We start from the raw sequence: 16,680 nt of genomic DNA on the forward strand, positions 1-16,680 counted from the left end.
TCACTTCGGGCATTACATCCTTGCTGTGCTGGCTCATATCCATCACGCCACCTGCTTCATCTGCTGGTTCCACAGGTGCCGATAGGTCATGCAACGCGACACAAGCTCGTCATGGCGACCGATGTCGGACACCTTGCCGCGCTCCATCACAAGGATCGCATCGGCGTCCGTCAGCGTGGACAGGCGGTGGGACACGATGATGACGGTCCGGCCTTCGGCGATCCTGCGCAGGTTCTGGCGAATGATCGCCTCGCTGTCGGGATCGAGCGCGCTGGTCGCCTCGTCGAAAATCAAGAGCTTGGGATCGGTGATCAGCGCCCGCGCAATCGCCAGCCGCTGCTTCTGGCCGCCAGAAAGGTTCGAACCGTTTTCCTCCAACTCGGTCTCGAGGCCGCGCGGCAGGCGTTCGATGAATTCCTCAGCGCCGGCGAGCCGCGCCGCGGATGCGATCTCGTCAAGGGTCGCGCCCGGCTTGGCGATAGCGATGTTATCGCGCACCGTGCCTTTGAAGAGGAAGCTGTCTTGAAGCACGACGCCGATGCTCTTGCGCAGATGAACGAGGTCGATCTCGCGGCAATCCGCCCCGTCGATCTTCACCAGTCCGTTCTGCACCGGATAGAGGCCCTGGATCATGCGCGTGATCGTCGTCTTGCCGGAACCGCTCCTGCCCACCATGCCGAACACCATGCCGGGCTCTATCCTGAACGACACGTCGTCCAGCGCCGGAGCGCGATCCGGGCCGTAGTGGAAGGAAACAGCGTCGAACTCGATTTCGCCCCTGATGTCCGGTTGCAGGCCGGTGCCCATGCCGAAACGCTCGGGGCGCTGGTTCATCACTTCGCCCAGCATGCGAACCGACAGCGACACTTCCTGATATTCGTGGACCATCGTCACGATCTGCACCAAAGGTCCCGACACGCGGTTGGCCAGCATGTTGAAGGCGACCAGCGTGCCGACCGTCATCGCGCCGGCGAAAACGTCCAGCGCGCCGATGACGATGATCGCGATGCCCATCAGCTTTTCCAGCAAGCCGGTCAGCGACTGGGCCAGCGCGGAAATCTTCTCGACATGATAGCGCTCGGAGATCGACTGCGCGGACTGGTCGTCCCAGACGCGGCGCTGGCGCGGTTCGAGCGCAAGCGATTTCACCGCGCGCATGCCATGCACAGTCTCGACCAGCAGCGCCTGCCGCTCGCCTTCGGCCTGATAGAGTTTCTGGAGACGGCGCTGGAACGGTCCGATCAGCATGAATACGGTGAGGCCGACGAGGGCCGTGAACCCGAGCACCACCATTGTGAGCTTGACGCTGTAGAGCAGCAGCACAGGGATGAAAACGACCAGCGAAAACGCGTCGAGCAATCCGAGGAACAGCCGCCCCGTCAGGAATTCGCGGATGCGGCCCGCCTGCTGCATATGCTTGATGAGCAGGCCCGCGGGCGCATGTTCAAACAGCGCGATCGGCAGGTTCAGGAGATGCGAGAAGGTGCGCGTCGAGACACGCACGTCGACCTTGTTCGTCGCGTAGAGCAGCAGATAGCGCCGCAGGAACGTGAAAGTCGCCTCGAACAGCAATGCCACAACGATGCCGACGGTCAGAACGGTGAGCGTCGCGTAGCTCTGGTGCGCCAGCACCTTGTCGATGACGAGCTGGAAGAAGATCGGAGTCACAAGTCCGAGAGCGTAGAGAACCAGCGCGGCAATCGCGACATCGCGGAAAAGGCTGCGCTGCTTGATGATCTCGGGAATGAACCAGCGAATGCCAAACGGCTGGTTGCTGTCCGAAAGCTTGAACACGCGCTTGAGCAGGACGACATTGCCGCTCCAGCTACGTTCGAACTGCTCCTGGTTGAGCATGAGCGCTTCCGGCCTGACCGAAAGCGGATCGATCACGCCAATGCGGACCTGCCCGTCCGGCATGGTCGCGACATTCGCCACGACCACCCAGTTGCCGTTGTTGAGTTCGGCCAGAATCGGAAAGGCATCGCGCAGCTTGCCGAGGCCCGACAGGTCCATGCGCGCCGCCTTGGCGCGAAGGCCCTTGTCCTTGGCCATGCGCAGCAGCTTCTGCGTCGGGACCGGCTGCTCACCGACCGAATAGTCGTGCACGAGGCGGTCGGCGCTGACATCCACGCCATGATGCCGGGCGACCAGCGCCAGGCATTGAATATTTGTATGTTGCTCAATCGACATCGGACGTCAGGCCCCCCTGCTTCCGCGCGATATCAGTTGAAATTCGGCGAGGTGTTTTCCTGGGGCGCCGCCTTCTTCGAATGCGGCTGCTCGACAGGCGCCGCTGCTGCGGTCGGCAATGTCGAGACTTCATTGTTGCGACGCACGGCGCCCGCATCGACCAGTCCGGCCAGCGCCTTGTTCATCACGTCGACCGAGTTCGCAAATGCGTCGACCGGCATGACGATGCGCTGCCGGAATACAGGCTTCGGGTTGCCTTTCGCGTCGCGCTCGTTGGGTGACAGGCTGACCAGGTCGATCCTGACGATCGGCCCCGTCACCGTTATCTCACCAATACCATCGGAATAGAGTTCGTCCGCCATCTCACTCTCCACTGCATCTGGTCAAAAAATCAGGCTGCGGCGTGATCGTGCCGAACCCATTCGGGGAAGGGGTCGCGCATCCCGGCCACTTCCTTCTTGTCAATTCCCGCGTCGCTTCCCGCAAGGCATGCGTCGAGCGCCGCTGTCATTTCTTCCCTGGGCAGGTCAATACCGATAAAAACAATCTCCTGGCGGCGGTCGCCCCATGCCTCCGTCCAGTTGCGCTGAAGCATAGCCTGAAACTGCGCGTGGCGCGGCCAGTACAAACGCGGTACCGCGGACCACCAAAAGCCGCGCTGATCCACTTTAGTCTGTGCGCCGGCAACCGAATAGAGGCCTATCCAGTCGGGGCGGGTCGCCAGCCAGAAATGACCCTTGGCGCGCAGCAGGCCACTCCATTCGCGCTCGGTGAATGCATGGAACTTTTCGGGATCGAAGGGACGACGCGCCCGATAAACGAAGCTTGAAATACCGTATTCCTCGGTTTCCGGCACATGTTCGGCCGGGCTGTAAAGCTCCTTGTGCCAGAGCGGATGGGTCGCGGATTTCTGCTCGCTGTAGAGCCCGGTGTCCAGGATCCGGGAAAGGTCAACCTTTCCGAAATTGGTCTCGACCAGCTTGGCGTCGATGTTCAGCGACCGGATGATACGCCGGACCTCGTCCAGTTCTTCCTCGTCGATCTCGCTTGCCTTGTTGACGACGATGACATCCGCGAATTCGATCTGGTCCACCAACAGGTCGATCAGGCTGCGCTCGTCCTCGTTGTCGCGCACCTCCCCGCGGTCGCTCAACAGCTCCTCGCTTCTGAAGTCGCGCAGCAGATTGGCCGCATCGACCACGGACACCATCGTGTCGAGCCGCGCGACGTCGCGCAGCGAGCGGCCTTCCTCGTCCTTGAACGAGAAGGACGCGGCAATCGGCAGCGGCTCGGCGATGCCCGTGCCCTCGATCAATATGTAGTCGAACCGTCCAGCCTCGGCGAGACGCCGCACCTCGACCAGCAGATCCTCCCGCAGCGTACAGCAGATGCAGCCGTTGGAAAGCTCGACCATGGTTTCGTCGGTGCGCGTCACATCGGCATCGCGGATCAGGTCCGCGTCGATGTTGACCTCGCTCATGTCGTTCACGATCACCGCAATGCGACGGCTGCCCGCATTGCGAAGCACATGGTTGAGCAGTGTCGTCTTGCCGGCTCCGAGGAAGCCGGCCAGGACCGTCACTGGAAGCAATCCACCCGCCCGATGGTCTTCCATTCCTTCATCCCGCCTATGCCGCCAATTGCGGACGGAATACCACGTCCACGTAGTAATTGGTACTGTTGTAGGTGGATGTCGGGAACAGCGTGCCGGAACCGTAGGCATAGACACCGTTGCCGCCAGAAAGCGCCGAGGAAAGCGCGGTCAGGTTCTGGCTCTCACGGTCGGTCGTGAAGTAATTCGTCGTTGCCGAGTAGCCGTTGCGGGCATTGTACGAAACGACGTAGGTCGTGTTCGGCTGCACCGCGATCTCCTGCGCCAGCGCCACATACTGCCATCCGCTTGCCGTTTCGTTGGTGAAGGTCGCGCTGCCCATCAGTGTGCCCGAGGCGGTCCACAGATTTGCCGTGTGCGTGCCGGTGTTCTGCGTTCCCTTGTAGAACTTGAAGCCGGTGATCCAGCCCGCGACATCGGTCTGGAACTTCATGCCGAGCTGTACCGGCTGCGGGTCGTTCTCGTTCAGTATGGTCGGCACGTCCGAGGCCGAGAACAGGCTTTGCGTCGCCACGACAGCGGGGTTCACCGTCAGGCTGACGTTTGCCGACGATGTGCCGCCACGACCGTCGGAAATCGAGTAGGTGAAGCTCGCACCTCCCGTAAAGCCGACATTCGGCGTGAACGTCACCTGGTTGTTGCTCTGGTTGAACGCCACACTTCCGTTCACCGCGTTCGACACCGAGGTGACCGTCAGCGCGTCGCCATTCGCGTCGGTATCGTTGGCGAGCAACTGGCTCGCCTGGATGACCTTGGCCGTGTTGAACGACGTGCTGAACCCCGTGTCATTGGCCGCGACCGGCGACACATTCGCGCTGCCGCTCTGGAACATGACATCGACCCAGTAGTTGGACGCCTGCCAGCTTTGTGTCGGGAACAGGCTGCTCGAACCGTAGGCATAGACACCGTTGTTGGTGCCTTGCGCCGTGAGCGGGCCGTTGGTGATCGCCGAGGTGAAGTAGTTCGTCGTCGAGGCGTAACTGCCGTTGGAGTGATAGCTCACCACGAGCTGCGTGCCGGCCGCAACGTTGACAGGCTGCGAGAACGTCAGTGTCTGCCAGCCGCTGGCCGTTTCATTGGTGAAGGTGCCGCTGGTGAGCAGCGTACCGCCGGACGTCCACAGCGAGCCGGTATGCGTCCCGGTGTCGTTTGCGCCCTTGTAGTAGCGGATGCCGGTGATGAGCCCCGTCTGGCTCACCGTGAACCGCATTCCGAGTTCGACGGAATTCGGGTCGTCGGTTGCCGTATTGGCCGGGGTCCCGTTGGGGAACAGGCTTACGGTCTGTGAGCCGGAGGCATTCACCGAGAAGCTGACCGTTGCAGAAGAGGTCCCGCCCTTGCCGTCCGAAATGGAGTAGCGGAAGCTTGCAGCGCCGGTGAACCCTGTCGTCGGCGTGAACGTCACCACCTTGGTCGTAGAATTGTAGCCGACCGTTCCGTTGGTGGCCTGGTCGACCCCGGTGATCGAAAGCACGTCGCCATCGGCGTCGTTGTCATTGGCAAGCAGCGTCGAAGCCGCCAGCGAAAGCGCCGTATTCTGGTTGGTCGAGTACCCGCTGTCGTTGGTCGCGACCGGCGGCGTGTTGACCTGCGCGGCAACAGTCAGATTGACAGTTGCCGTGGCCGTTCCACCCTTTCCGTCGGAAACAGTGTAGCGGAAGCTCGCTGCGCCTGAATAGCCGGTCGTCGGCGTGAACGACACGGTCTGCGTCGTCGCATTGTACGAAACCGTTCCGTTGGTGGCCTGGTCGACCCCGGTGATCGCAAGCGCATCGCCATCGGCATCGGTGTCATTGGCAAGCAACGCTGCCGCTCCGACCGTAAACAGCGTGTTGAAGGCTGTCGAATAGCCGCTGTCGTTGGTCGCAACCGGCGGCGTGTTGCTGGGTGCCGAAGACTGGTTGAACAGCACGTCCACCCAATAGTTGGACGCCTGCCAGGTCTGGTTCGGAAAGCTGACATTGTTCGAATAGTTGTAGACGCCGTTGCCGCTGCTTCCCGAATTGGCTGGCGCAGTCAGCGGCCCATTCGTCACCGGCGCGTTGAAGAAGCCGGTGGTGTATTGATACGTGCCGTTCGAGTGATAGGACACAATGTATTGCTGCCCGGCGACGATCGCGATGGGATTCGAGAATACCGCCGTCTGCCAGCCGCTTGCGGACTCGCCCGAGAATGTGAGCGTGCCGAGCAGGGTGCCGTCGGCCTTCCAGAGAGAGCCTGTATGTGTGCCGGTTTCACCGACGGCCTTGTAGAACTTTATCCCCGAGACCGTACCGGTTGCCGAGCTGACGAAGCGCATGCCAAGCTCGACGCCGAGTCCGTCGGACGCGGATGCGCCGTTCGATCCCGCGCCGGAGCCGAAAAGTGAAACGCCCGAAGGAGCCGGATTGACGTTCAGGTTGACGGTCGCCGTCGAGGTGCCGCCGCGTCCGTCGGAAATCGTGTATTTGAAGCTCGCCGCGCCGGTATAGCCGGCGGTTGGTGTGAAAACCACCGAACCGGTCTGGGCGTTGATAGCGACGGTGCCGTTGACGGCGTTGGACACGCCCGTGACGCTCAACGCATCTCCATTCGCGTCGGTGTCGTTTGCGGTCAGTGCGGCGAATGCAAGCGTGAGCGGGCTTCCCGCAACAGTGGTGAAGCCTGAATCATTGTTAGCGACCGGCGCGACGTTCTGCTGGTTTGGCTGGAACACCACGTCAACCCAGTAGTTTTCGTTCTCAAAGACATTGTTTGGGAAGAGAGGAGAGTCGCCATAGGCGTAAACCCCTCCGCCTGCCTGCACAGTCAGAGGTCCGGTCGAGTAGGACGAGTCGAAATAGCCCGTATCGGCGGAATAATAGCCGCCTGTGTGGTACGACGCGATATAGGTCGTGTTCGCATTGATCTGCACAGGCGTCGAGAACAGCACCTGTTGCCAGCCGTCGAGCGATTCGCCCGTCGAAATTCCCCGTGCGAGAAGCTGGCCGCTGGCGCTCCAGAGGCTCACCTCATGCTGGCCGATGTTATAGAAACCCTTGAAGAAGCGGATGCCCTGAACCGTTCCGGCAGTCGAAGACTGGAACCGGACGCCGAGTTCGACGCTCTCCTTGTCCAGAACCGTCTCTTCGTCAGGAGTCGAGGCATAGGTCCACAGGCTTGATGTCGTCGGAAGCGCCACGGTCACCGACTTCCCCGCGGAGGGTGTCTCCATATTGAGGCTGTCATCGACCGCACGCGACATGAGCGTGTAGTTGCCGCTTGCCTGGACAACCCAGTTATAGGACCAGTTCTCCCGGCCGGTGGTCTTCCACCAGCTCTGCCCGCCATCGTAGGAAAATTCGACGGCCGCGACGATGCCCCCACCTGTGTCGGACGCCGTGCCCGTGATCGTCACGTGCTGGCCTTCCACGAAGGTGGCCCCAACGATCGGAGATGTAATGGTCGATGTGGGCTTGGTGAAATCCGTGCTTTGCGTGGCAATTACGAGGCTTGCCTGCAATGTTTCCGGCTGGATGCCCATGTCGGCAAACATGTTCACCATGGCCTGCTGGACATTCGGGTCGGTCGGCGTCGGCGTTCCGTAGTGGCCGTCGTCGAGACCCCACGACCAGAAGACGGTCCCGGCGCTGAAGACGAGCGCGCCGCTTTCCGCGCGATACATTGTAAGGCTGTGCTCGGCGGCAGGATTGTATCCAACCTGGGTGCCATAGTCGCGCAGGTACTGATTGACCTCCACGGTCGACAACGACATGTTGATGAGGCCGGCGGGGCGGTATCCGTTCTCAACGTCGGAATCCCACTCATAGCCCAGCAGGTTCTGGACCAGCGCGTATGTTTCGCCCGGCTGAAGCTCGGAAACGTCCGTATTCCGCCAGAACCTCAGGTTCGACATTTCATACGGAATGGTGATGGTGTCGGCCCGGTAAGCGTCGACGCTGAACATCGTGCCGGTAAGTGAGTTTTCCGGCTCCTGCCCCTCGTCGGCAAAGCGCGGGTCGCGCCACGTGCCGGTGGAAATGTCGGTGGGGTTTTCGCGAAGCCCCCAGGTCTCCTTGTAGGAAACGAGCGTGCGATATGCATTACCTTCCGCGTCGGCCGCCCACTGGACCTTCCAGTAGATTTCATTGCCGCTCCAGAATGCGAGATTCACGCCCGAATCGCGCGCGTTCTCCACATTTGCCCTCTGTTCGGCAGACCAGTATTCGTCGTGCCCGACCGACAGGAAGGCGTCGTGGTTGAGAAGTTGCGCGCCATTGCGCGCGGTGTCCACGCCGGAAATATACGACATGTCGTAGCCGTTCTGCTCAAGCCAGCGAACGGCGGCCATCTCCGGCCCGAACACGTAGTCCCACGTTCCGCCCATGGTGCTGCTTTGAGTGGCGAAGGGGCGGTTGTAGCTGACCGCCGTGGCCTTGCCGATCGCATTGATCGAGCAATGGCAGTTTGGCGGGATCCAGCCGATCATGTCGTTCGGATCGATCGGCAGATCGCCTTCATAGAGGCTCGCGCCGCCCCAGGCATTGTAAGCCTGCCAGGTGGTGTCCGAGGTCTGGAACACGATGTCGCTGGTCGAGCCGTCTTCGCGCACGATGAACGGCACGATGCTCGCGCCGCCATTCGAGCCGCCGCCATCCTCGCGCACCAGTTTCGCGAAATAGATGCCGGAGACGGAATCTTCGGGAATCTGCCAGCTCGCCGAAACCGACCAGTTGGAGCAATCGATGAGGCCGGTCGTATAGTCGACCAGCGGATGCGGCTGGACCTGCGCGGTCGTCAGGTTCTTGTCGATGGTCGCGATCTTGCGCGCACCGTCTCCGCCATAATAGCCCATGCGGTAGATTTCGATGCGATAGTCCGTCGAATCGGTCGCGATCTTGAAATCGACCGTGCCGCCGACATTGGTGCTGATCTGCGTGGCAAAGCCCTGGATCGTCGGATCGCCGTCACCTTCGACACCCCATTCGCTTTCAGGGGTGCCCTGCTTCTGGTTCTCGAGAACGATCTTGTTGGGTCCTGCGGCGGCGAGAGCAGCCGGTGCGGTGGACGTCAGCGCTGCTGTGGTCTTTGTGGTTGTCGTCGTCGTTGTTCCGCTATCGGTGGAAAACGAAGTCGTTTCGGTGCGCGGAACAATCGTGGTGCTGGCGGAGGTGGAGAAGGAACTGCCCGAGCCGGTCGTGTCGGTCGGGGTCGACGTCGAAAGTGCGTTGAATGCACTGCCGAGATCCAGGCTGGATTCGCCGCCGGAATCGCTGGGAGAACTCTGGGGCGTTACCGTGACGCTCTCGACCGTGTCGAACGATGCCGCATCCACGGAAAAGCTGCGAACCGCCTGCTTGCCGGACGAGTTGACAGGGGTCGTCTGCGCCTCTGACTGAGCGGTGGTCGCCTGCGCCACGGTCCAGACGCCGTTTTCGACGTCTCCCTGCGTGGCCGGGTCACCCTGCTGCGCCGCATAGCGGAACGTCTTTTCCGCACCCTCTTTCTTTTCGGCCGCGCGTTTGTTGATCAGTTGGCGTTTGCCAATCTTCTGCATAGTCCGCCCCTTATTTTGCCAATCTGCAGAATGCCGGAAAGCGGGCCGAGGCGAATGTTGGCAAAACAGGCCGAACGGCGAGTCATTGGTGGATGCGGGGACAGCGGTTCAACGGCGTTAGTCGTAGCCGGTTCTACGTCGCTCTTTCGGAAATTCTACGCCTTTTGTGGTAGTTCGGGCACGCAGAGTCGCCGCTGCAGGATGTCGGGCTGCCCGTTGGCAACTTCCATTGCATTCGCGTCGGTCCGGCCTACATATCGTTGCATCAACTCGTACCGCGCTGTCGCCGTCCGGGGCTGCGCGCCATCGGAGAAATATATGTCGAATGAATTGACCATGCACGCCACGACCATCGTGACCGTGCGCAAGGGCAAGAAGGTCGTGATCGCAGGCGACGGGCAGGTAAGCCTCGGCCAGACGGTCATGAAAGGTAACGCCCGCAAGGTTCGCCGTCTCGGAAAAGGCAATGTGATCGCCGGGTTCGCCGGGGCGACCGCGGACGCCTTCACGCTGCTGGAGCGGCTCGAAGCCAAGCTCGAACAATATCCTGACCAGCTCACAAGGGCCTGTGTCGAACTCGCCAAGGACTGGCGCACCGATCGCTACCTTCGCCGTCTTGAAGCCATGATGCTGGTGGCCGACAAGCACGTGACTCTGGCGCTCACGGGAACGGGCGACGTGCTCGAACCTGAACATGGCGTCATGGCCATCGGTTCGGGCGGGAACTACGCGCTCGCCGCTGCGCGCGCCCTGATCGACACCGATGCCGGGGCCGAGGAGATCGCACGCAAGGCAATGCAGATCGCTGCCGACATCTGCGTCTATACCAATCACAATGTCGTGGTCGAAGCGCTCGATGCGGCCTGAGACCCGTTTGCCAAAGACGATTTGATGGCGTCCATAGCCCGCAAGCAAGAACCGCGGGCTTTCCCGGAGCCTGTGACCTATCGAGGATATCATGAGCAATTTTTCCCCCCGCGAGATCGTTTCCGAACTCGACCGCTTCATTATCGGACAGAAGGACGCAAAGCGCGCGGTCGCGATCGCGCTGCGCAACCGCTGGCGCCGCCAGCAGCTTGAAGGCCAGATGCGCGAAGAGGTCATGCCGAAGAACATCCTGATGATCGGCCCGACCGGGGTCGGCAAGACGGAAATTTCGCGCCGTCTCGCCAAGCTGGCGGGCGCTCCCTTCATCAAGGTCGAGGCGACCAAATTCACCGAAGTCGGCTATGTCGGGCGCGACGTCGAGCAGATCGTGCGCGATCTGGTCGAAGTCTCCATCGGCCTTGTCCGCGAGAAAATGCGCGAGGACGTCAAGGCCCGCGCCCACGTCAATGCCGAGGAACGCGTGCTGGACGCCCTTGTCGGCAAGACCGCAAGCCCTGCAACGCGCGACTCGTTCCGCAAGCGGCTGCGGGACGGCGAATTGGATGACAAGGAAATCGAGGTGGAAATAAGCGACACCGGCACCGGCGGCATGCCCGGCTTCGAAATCCCCGGCATGCCGGGCGGCGTCGGCATGATCAACCTCTCCGACATGATGCAGAAGGCAATGGGCGGCAAGCGGACCAAGTCCGTCAAGACCACCGTCAAACAGTCCTACGAGGTGCTCATCGCCGACGAATCCGACAAGCTCCTCGACCAGGACGAAGTCGTGCGGCAGGCGCTCATATCCGCCGAGAACGACGGCATCGTCTTTCTCGACGAAATCGACAAGATCGCGGCGCGCAGCGACATTTCCGGCGGGCCCTCGCGCGAGGGCGTGCAGCGCGACCTGCTGCCGCTGGTCGAGGGCACGACGGTTGCGACGAAGTACGGGCCGGTCAAGACGGACCATATATTGTTCATCGCCTCGGGTGCGTTCCACGTTTCCAAACCGTCGGACCTCCTCCCCGAACTGCAGGGCCGATTGCCGATACGCGTCGAGCTTCGGGCGCTCGAAAAGGACGATTTCCGTCGCATCCTGACCGAGACGGAGGCGAGCCTCATCAAGCAATACATAGCCTTGATGGCGACCGAAGGCGTGACGCTGGAATTCACCGAGGATGCGATCGACTCGCTGGCCGGCATCGCCGTGGACCTGAACGCATCGGTCGAGAACATCGGCGCACGGCGGCTGCAAACGGTCATGGAACGCGTGCTGGACCAGATTTCATTCGAAGCGCCTGACCAGTCCGGCAAGTCGGTGACCATCGACGCGGACTATGTCGGCAAGCAGGTCGGCGACCTTGCCAAGAACACGGACCTGTCCCGATTCATTCTTTGAGGCGAGTCCATCATGCGGCCACGATCGGCGGCGAAAGCGTGACTTTTGCCGCCCGCCCCGATAAAGGGTGAGTGACCGGAGTATGCGCTTTACAATGAGAAAATTCGTTCTGGCAGGCGTTCTTGCAGCGCTCACCCTTGCCCAGGCTGTGGTGGCGGCGCACGCCCTCACCGTCGTGCCGCCGGGCAACCGCAACGCCGAGCAGCCTCCTGTGCCGGGTGCCTCGATCAAGCGCACCAAGGCTTCCAAAGGCAGCTTCGAGAGCAAATATCGCAAGGTTTACAATCTCCTGGAGAATGACTCGCGGCTGCGCTCAAAGATCAAGCAGGCAGCCGCGGCCTACGGTATCGACCCGATGCACATCGTCGGCGCGATCGTTGGCGAACACACCTACAATGTCGACGCCTATGACAGGTTGCAGACCTACTATGTGAAGGCCATCGCCTATCTGAGCAACAGCCTCAAGTTCGAGTACAAGGGTGAGGATGTCGCGAGCTTTGTCCAAAGGCCGCAATTTTCTGTTTGCGCTTCAAAATCAGATAGTTACACCTTGTGGACCTGCCGGGAGGACGTCTGGAACCGCAGCTTTCGCGGCCAGACCGTCGACGGTCGCAGCTATCCGAACAACAGGTTCAGCGCGGTGTTCTTCCAGCCCTTCTATGCGGGGCAGACGTTCGGACTCGGCCAGTTGAACCCGCTGACCGCGCTCCAGATGAGCGACACGGTGAACCGGACCTCCGGCTTCGAGAAGCTCGACGCATCGGAGCCGAACGACGTCTATGAAACGATCATGGACCCAGATAAATCAATACCTTACGTGGCCGCAACGCTCCGTAAGTCGATCGATGCCTATAAGAATATCGCCGGGTTCGACATCTCACGGAATCCGGGCATCACGGCCACGCTCTACAATCTCGGGAACCCCGAAGCGAGGGCGGCAGCGCTGCGCAACGAGAACGCGAAGCGACAGGCAGCGGGCGAAGCGGAAAAGCTTCCGCAGGAAAACTATTATGGGTGGCTGGTGAACGAAAAGCTCGCCGAACTGAGCGCGCTATTCTAGCTAAGTAGGGCGATTCCCGGCGCAAAAATCGCAAAACTCACCGAAACGCGCCCGCATAATTTCGAATTTGCGCGAGAATTGCGTCAAGTTGCGCGTCATCCAGCGATGAGATGCGCTCTGCCAGCAGGTTGGCAAGCTCGGTCGCCTTGGGCGACAGACCCGACGTGTCCACAGTCACGCGCGGGTCGGATTCGTGTGCAAGACGACTCAGCTCCTCCGCCTCGTCCCAGATCACGTTGAAGTAGCCGAGCATCTTCTGGAGCAGGGGCCAGCTCGGCGTGCCGCGCCGGCCATGCTCGAGCGCGGAGAGATAGGCAGGCGAGACGCCGATGGCCGCCGCCATCTCCTTTTGCGAGACACCCTTCTGCTCCCGCAATTGCCTGATTCGCACACCGAACGGAGTCATGGATTGCGCACCCGCTTCAGCCTCACATAGAGCGCACCCGATCCGCCATGGCCACGGGCCGCACTTTCATGCGCGGAAACATATTGCCTGAAAGGCGCGGTCGAAAGCCAGCCGGGAACCGAACGGCGCAGAACGCCGTCGCCGCCGGAAGAAGATCCCTTGCCGGTGATGATGAGTACATACCGGACGCCGCGCGCATGGGCGCGTGCGAGAAAGGACAGGAGCAGACCATGGGCCTCGTCCTGCCGCATTCCGTGCAGGTCGACACGCGCTTCCAGGGGCAGGCGTCCTTTCGCAAGCTTGTCGAGGGTTTGCGAATCGAGATGCGACCGGGCAGGCGGACGCACGGGCGCGGCGGGCCGGTACGCCGGCAGAGCGACCGTCTTGCCGCCGCCGGGCTCCTTCGGTTCGGGTTGCTCGCCCGGGACATGTTGATGTTTCGGCTTCGCCGCCGCATGGCGCTTAGGCGGGACGGACGGCGTAACGGACCGGGCCACCATGTCCCACAGGATGCGGTCGTCCTCGGTCAGCTCCCTCCCCTTCTGGCCGCTCATCCGTCGCCTCCGGCCAATGAACGCGGGATAAGGGCATAGAAGGTGGCGGCGTTGCGCACCACACCGGCAATCTCGCCCGCCGCAGCACCGGAACCGGCAAAGAGATCGCCACGCGCGGCGCCGACGATGGCCGAACCCGTGTCCTGCGCGATCAGGAGGCGGGCGAACGACCTGCCGCCGAAGGCCGAAAGCGTCGGCGAATCGACAAAGACCGGCGTGCCGAATGTGTGGAGCAGGCGATCCACGGCAATCGAACGGCCGGGCGTCAGCGGCACCTTTGCCGCCGCAACCGGCCCAAGCGCGGGGTCATCGACCGGCGCATCGCGAAAAAAGATGTAAGAGCGGTTCCGCCACAGGATTTCATGCACCCTGCCGGGGTTCGACCTGAACCATGCGCGGATCGACTGCATGGTGATTTTTTCAAGCGGAATCTCGCCCAGTTCCGCCAGCACCTTGCCCGCCCCGGTAAAGCGCTGGCCGGATTTGGCGGCATAGGTCACGCGACGCACCGAACCATCCGGCATCAGGAGGCGGGCCGCGCCCTGGACATGGATGAAATAGGCGTCGACGGGATCGGCCACCCAAGCCATTTCCAGCCCCTGCCCGGAAACCGCGCCCCGGTCGATGGCTTCACGATCATGATACTCGACCAGACCGGAGCCGGTTTTTCGCGCGAAAGCAAGATAGGGATCGAGCGCGGCGGGCCGGCTGTGATCGTCAACATCGACCAGATCGGAAGGCCTGCGCAGGAGGGGGACGTTGAACCGCTCCGTCCTGACCGGCGAGGCTTCCACCTCCGGCTCATAGAATCCGGTGACAAATCCGTCCGTCGAACCGGACTCATTGAGGACAATCGCGGGCCGGAAATGCCGCTCGAAGAACTGCCGTGCCGCCACCCGGTCGAGCGGGGTACGGCCCCGCGCGTCCTCAAAGGAGGGTAGGAATGATTCGAAGCTCACGCCCAGCGATCCGGTTCGGTAGGGCTTGTGCGCCGCATGTCCGGCGCACCTGCGAAACGCATCGAATGCCCCGGACTGGTCGTCCTCAATCCAGCCCGGAATGTCGCGAAACGAGATGGGACGAAAGCCTGACAGCATGGCCAAGGCCAATAAGACTTATTCTTCCTCTTCGGTCGCGACGAGCTTCCAGTTCGGGTCCTTGGAGCGTGTATCGCGCGCGAATGTCCAGACATCCTTTACCTCGGCCACGGTCTCGGGATCACCGTTGATGACAGCGCCCGATTTGTCGCGCGTGGCGGAAATAAGTTCACTTACAAGCCTCAGCGTGACGTGGGCCTCTGTGCCCTTCATTTCCGCCGACATGTAGTCGGCTTTGTCGATGCCGACAAAGGAGGACTGAATCTGCTCGGACTTGGTCTCGCGCTCGTTGATCGCAGCGATGAACCCATCATAAACCTCCTTGGACAGAAGGTTCTTCAGCGTTTTCCGATCGCCCGCAGCAAAGGCCGTCACGATCATCTCATAGGCCATCTTCGCACCGTCGAGGAACGCCTTGGGATCGAACGATGGGTCGGCGTCGCGGATGGCGCGCAGCCCCTTGTTGAGGTCCGTGCCCGGCTTGGCGACCGAATCGATGGCCAGATAGGCGATCTCGGGTTCGCCGGGCGCGCGCTTGCGCGGCAGGGAAACGACATTTTCGGCCTTGGCCGGATCGGATGCGCCGTTCGGGGCCGGGCGCGAATAGGGATCGAAGGGCGGGCGCTCATTTCCCGTCCGCCGCCCGAGCACGTTGCGCAGCTGGTAGAAGATCACCACCGCCGCGACCATGAAGATAATCGTGCCGAAGTCCAGGAATTCCACGCTTCAATAACCCTTGTTCCGGCCTTACCGGCCTGCTGCGCGCAATTGCGCGAATTCCCAATGCATATAGAACGCATCATCGCAGCATTCAAATCAAGCAATAATGTCCCTATGTAGATCAAGTGCCTTCTTTCGTAGTCGGCAATAATAGCAGCTCGGGGTTTGATGTGCGCTTTTCGGTTCTCATATTCCTTGTCTGGCCACTGATCGAGATTGCCGGCTTTGTGATTGTCGGTCGAGAGGTCGGGGTGCTGTCGACCATTGCGCTCACAATCGCCATGGGCGTGCTCGGCGCCGCGTTGCTGCGGCATCAGGGTTTTGGGGTGCTGTCGCGTCTCCGCTCGGAAATGGAAGCAGGACGCAGCCCGGGACGTGAACTTGCGCATGGCGCGATGATCCTTCTGGCGGGCTTTCTGCTGCTGGTGCCGGGCTTCGTGAGCGATATTTTCGGGCTGGCGCTGTTCGTGCCGCCGGTCAGGGACTTCGTCTGGCGGTGGCTGAGTCGCAATGTGGATTTCAGGACCGTCGTCGTCAGCCGCGACTTTGGCGGAGCGCCGCGCCGCGAGCGGACCATCGATCTTGACGAGGACGACTACGAGGCCGATCCCAATCCCGATTCGCCCTGGCGGCGAATCGACCGCGATGGCCGTTGAGCTTGTGCTTGATGAGACAGCGTGCTAGCGAGCGCGGGATTTTTTCGGCCTCGTCGGCCCAAGAGAACAAGGAAACTTAGCAAATGGCTGCTGAGAAAAAGGGAACGGCCCCCGAAAACGGAAACGCGCAGGGTGAGGCGAACGGCAAGCCGCCGGTGCTGAATGTCCTTGTACAGTATCTCAAGGACCTTTCTTTCGAGAGCCCCGGTGCTCCCAAGACGCTTCAGGCGCGCGAAAAGGCGCCGAACATCAATATCGGCGTGAATGTGAACGCCAATCCCGTGTCAGATACAGAATTCGATGTCGTGCTTTCGCTGAATGCGAAGGCTCAGGTCGACAGCACCGTGCTGTTCAATGTCGAGCTGATGTATGGCGGCGTTTTCCACGTCGAGAACTTTCCGCAGGAGCACATGCTGCCGATCCTGTTCATCGAATGCCCGCGCCTGCTGTTCCCCTTCGCGCGGCAGATCATCGCCGATGCCACGCGCAATGGTGGATACCCGCCGTTGATGCTCGATCCGATCGATTTCGTCCAGATGTTCCAGCAAAAGATCGCCGAGGACCAGGCGCGCGCCAAGGTGCAGGCGGCGAACAACTAGGATCA

13 protein-coding genes are annotated in these 16,680 nt (G+C 61.4%); 5 read left to right on the forward strand and 8 right to left on the reverse strand.

Annotated elements, in window-relative coordinates; genetic code table 11:
- Positions 1–42: 42 nt before the first annotated feature.
- Genes M9924_07135 through M9924_07150 form a run of 4 tightly spaced genes read right to left on the reverse strand, consistent with a single transcriptional unit; the run spans position 43 to position 9,317 of the window.
- On the reverse strand, positions 43–2,190 hold the full coding sequence (locus M9924_07135; GenBank protein ID MCO5064177.1) for a peptidase domain-containing ABC transporter: 2,148 nt from the start codon (positions 2,188–2,190) through the stop codon (positions 43–45).
- Positions 2,191–2,222: 32 nt separating this feature from the next.
- Complete coding sequence (locus M9924_07140) at positions 2,223–2,552, reverse strand: hypothetical protein (GenBank protein ID MCO5064178.1); 330 nt, start codon at positions 2,550–2,552, stop codon at positions 2,223–2,225.
- A gap of 29 nt (positions 2,553–2,581) precedes the next feature.
- Positions 2,582–3,805 carry a GTP-binding protein gene (locus M9924_07145; protein ID MCO5064179.1) on the reverse strand — a complete coding sequence of 408 codons (1,224 nt, stop codon included), beginning with the start codon at positions 3,803–3,805 and terminating at the stop codon, positions 2,582–2,584.
- A 13-nt stretch (positions 3,806–3,818) separates the two neighbouring features.
- A complete protein-coding gene (locus M9924_07150; protein ID MCO5064180.1) occupies positions 3,819–9,317 on the reverse strand; it encodes a DUF4082 domain-containing protein in 5,499 nt (1,832 codons plus the stop codon).
- Between the two features lie 318 nt (positions 9,318–9,635).
- On the opposite strand from M9924_07150, the gene hslV reads away from it, so the two are divergent.
- From hslV to M9924_07165, 3 genes are all read left to right on the forward strand, one after another.
- Entirely contained in the window at positions 9,636–10,184 is a 549-nt protein-coding gene (gene hslV / locus M9924_07155) for an ATP-dependent protease subunit HslV (protein MCO5064181.1), read from the forward strand.
- Between the two features lie 91 nt (positions 10,185–10,275).
- Positions 10,276–11,583, forward strand: a complete 1,308-nt coding sequence (hslU, locus tag M9924_07160; GenBank protein ID MCO5064182.1) for an ATP-dependent protease ATPase subunit HslU — start codon at positions 10,276–10,278, stop codon at positions 11,581–11,583.
- 94 nt (positions 11,584–11,677) lie between these two features.
- On the forward strand, positions 11,678–12,643 hold the full coding sequence (locus M9924_07165; protein ID MCO5064183.1) for a DUF1402 family protein: 966 nt from the start codon (positions 11,678–11,680) through the stop codon (positions 12,641–12,643).
- Between the two features lie 37 nt (positions 12,644–12,680).
- Here the strand turns inward: M9924_07165 and M9924_07170 are convergent, their stop codons facing one another.
- The 4 genes from M9924_07170 to M9924_07185 are packed head-to-tail and all read right to left on the reverse strand — an operon-like array spanning position 12,681 to position 15,423.
- On the reverse strand, positions 12,681–13,049 hold the full coding sequence (locus tag M9924_07170; GenBank protein MCO5064184.1) for a helix-turn-helix domain-containing protein: 369 nt from the start codon (positions 13,047–13,049) through the stop codon (positions 12,681–12,683).
- Entirely contained in the window at positions 13,046–13,603 is a 558-nt protein-coding gene (locus M9924_07175; protein ID MCO5064185.1) for a Smr/MutS family protein, read from the reverse strand. Before M9924_07175 ends, M9924_07170 begins: the two co-directional genes overlap by 4 nt.
- Positions 13,600–14,700, reverse strand: a complete 1,101-nt coding sequence (locus M9924_07180) for a murein transglycosylase A (protein ID MCO5064186.1) — start codon at positions 14,698–14,700, stop codon at positions 13,600–13,602. The genes M9924_07175 and M9924_07180 overlap by 4 nt, the downstream gene beginning before the upstream one ends.
- 18 nt (positions 14,701–14,718) lie before the next feature.
- The gene (locus M9924_07185; GenBank protein MCO5064187.1) at positions 14,719–15,423 is read right to left on the reverse strand and encodes a Tim44/TimA family putative adaptor protein; all 705 of its coding nucleotides are present in this window, start codon (positions 15,421–15,423) and stop codon (positions 14,719–14,721) included.
- Positions 15,424–15,590: 167 nt separating this feature from the next.
- On the opposite strand from M9924_07185, the gene fxsA reads away from it, so the two are divergent.
- Complete coding sequence (fxsA, locus tag M9924_07190; protein ID MCO5064188.1) at positions 15,591–16,076, forward strand: membrane protein FxsA; 486 nt, start codon at positions 15,591–15,593, stop codon at positions 16,074–16,076.
- 83 nt (positions 16,077–16,159) lie between these two features.
- Entirely contained in the window at positions 16,160–16,675 is a 516-nt protein-coding gene (secB, locus tag M9924_07195; GenBank protein ID MCO5064189.1) for a protein-export chaperone SecB, read from the forward strand.
- Positions 16,676–16,680 lie beyond the last annotated feature (5 nt).

The organism is Rhizobiaceae bacterium (assembly GCA_023953835.1).
Classification (GTDB): domain Bacteria; phylum Pseudomonadota; class Alphaproteobacteria; order Rhizobiales; family Rhizobiaceae; genus Mesorhizobium_G.

Bases quoted from the DNA above. Each gene is read 5' to 3' on its own strand.
- M9924_07135 (MCO5064177.1), bottom strand. From the start codon at position 2,190: ATGTCGATTGAGCAACATACAAATATTCAATGCCTGGCGCTGGTCGCC.
- M9924_07140 (MCO5064178.1), bottom strand. From the start codon at position 2,552: ATGGCGGACGAACTCTATTCCGATGGTATTGGTGAGATAACGGTGACG.
- M9924_07145 (MCO5064179.1), bottom strand. From the start codon at position 3,805: ATGGAAGACCATCGGGCGGGTGGATTGCTTCCAGTGACGGTCCTGGCC.
- M9924_07150 (MCO5064180.1), bottom strand. From the start codon at position 9,317: ATGCAGAAGATTGGCAAACGCCAACTGATCAACAAACGCGCGGCCGAA.
- hslV (MCO5064181.1), top strand. From the start codon at position 9,636: ATGTCGAATGAATTGACCATGCACGCCACGACCATCGTGACCGTGCGC.
- hslU (MCO5064182.1), top strand. From the start codon at position 10,276: ATGAGCAATTTTTCCCCCCGCGAGATCGTTTCCGAACTCGACCGCTTC.
- M9924_07165 (MCO5064183.1), top strand. From the start codon at position 11,678: ATGAGAAAATTCGTTCTGGCAGGCGTTCTTGCAGCGCTCACCCTTGCC.
- M9924_07170 (MCO5064184.1), bottom strand. From the start codon at position 13,049: ATGACTCCGTTCGGTGTGCGAATCAGGCAATTGCGGGAGCAGAAGGGT.
- M9924_07175 (MCO5064185.1), bottom strand. From the start codon at position 13,603: ATGAGCGGCCAGAAGGGGAGGGAGCTGACCGAGGACGACCGCATCCTG.
- M9924_07180 (MCO5064186.1), bottom strand. From the start codon at position 14,700: ATGCTGTCAGGCTTTCGTCCCATCTCGTTTCGCGACATTCCGGGCTGG.
- secB (MCO5064189.1), top strand. From the start codon at position 16,160: ATGGCTGCTGAGAAAAAGGGAACGGCCCCCGAAAACGGAAACGCGCAG.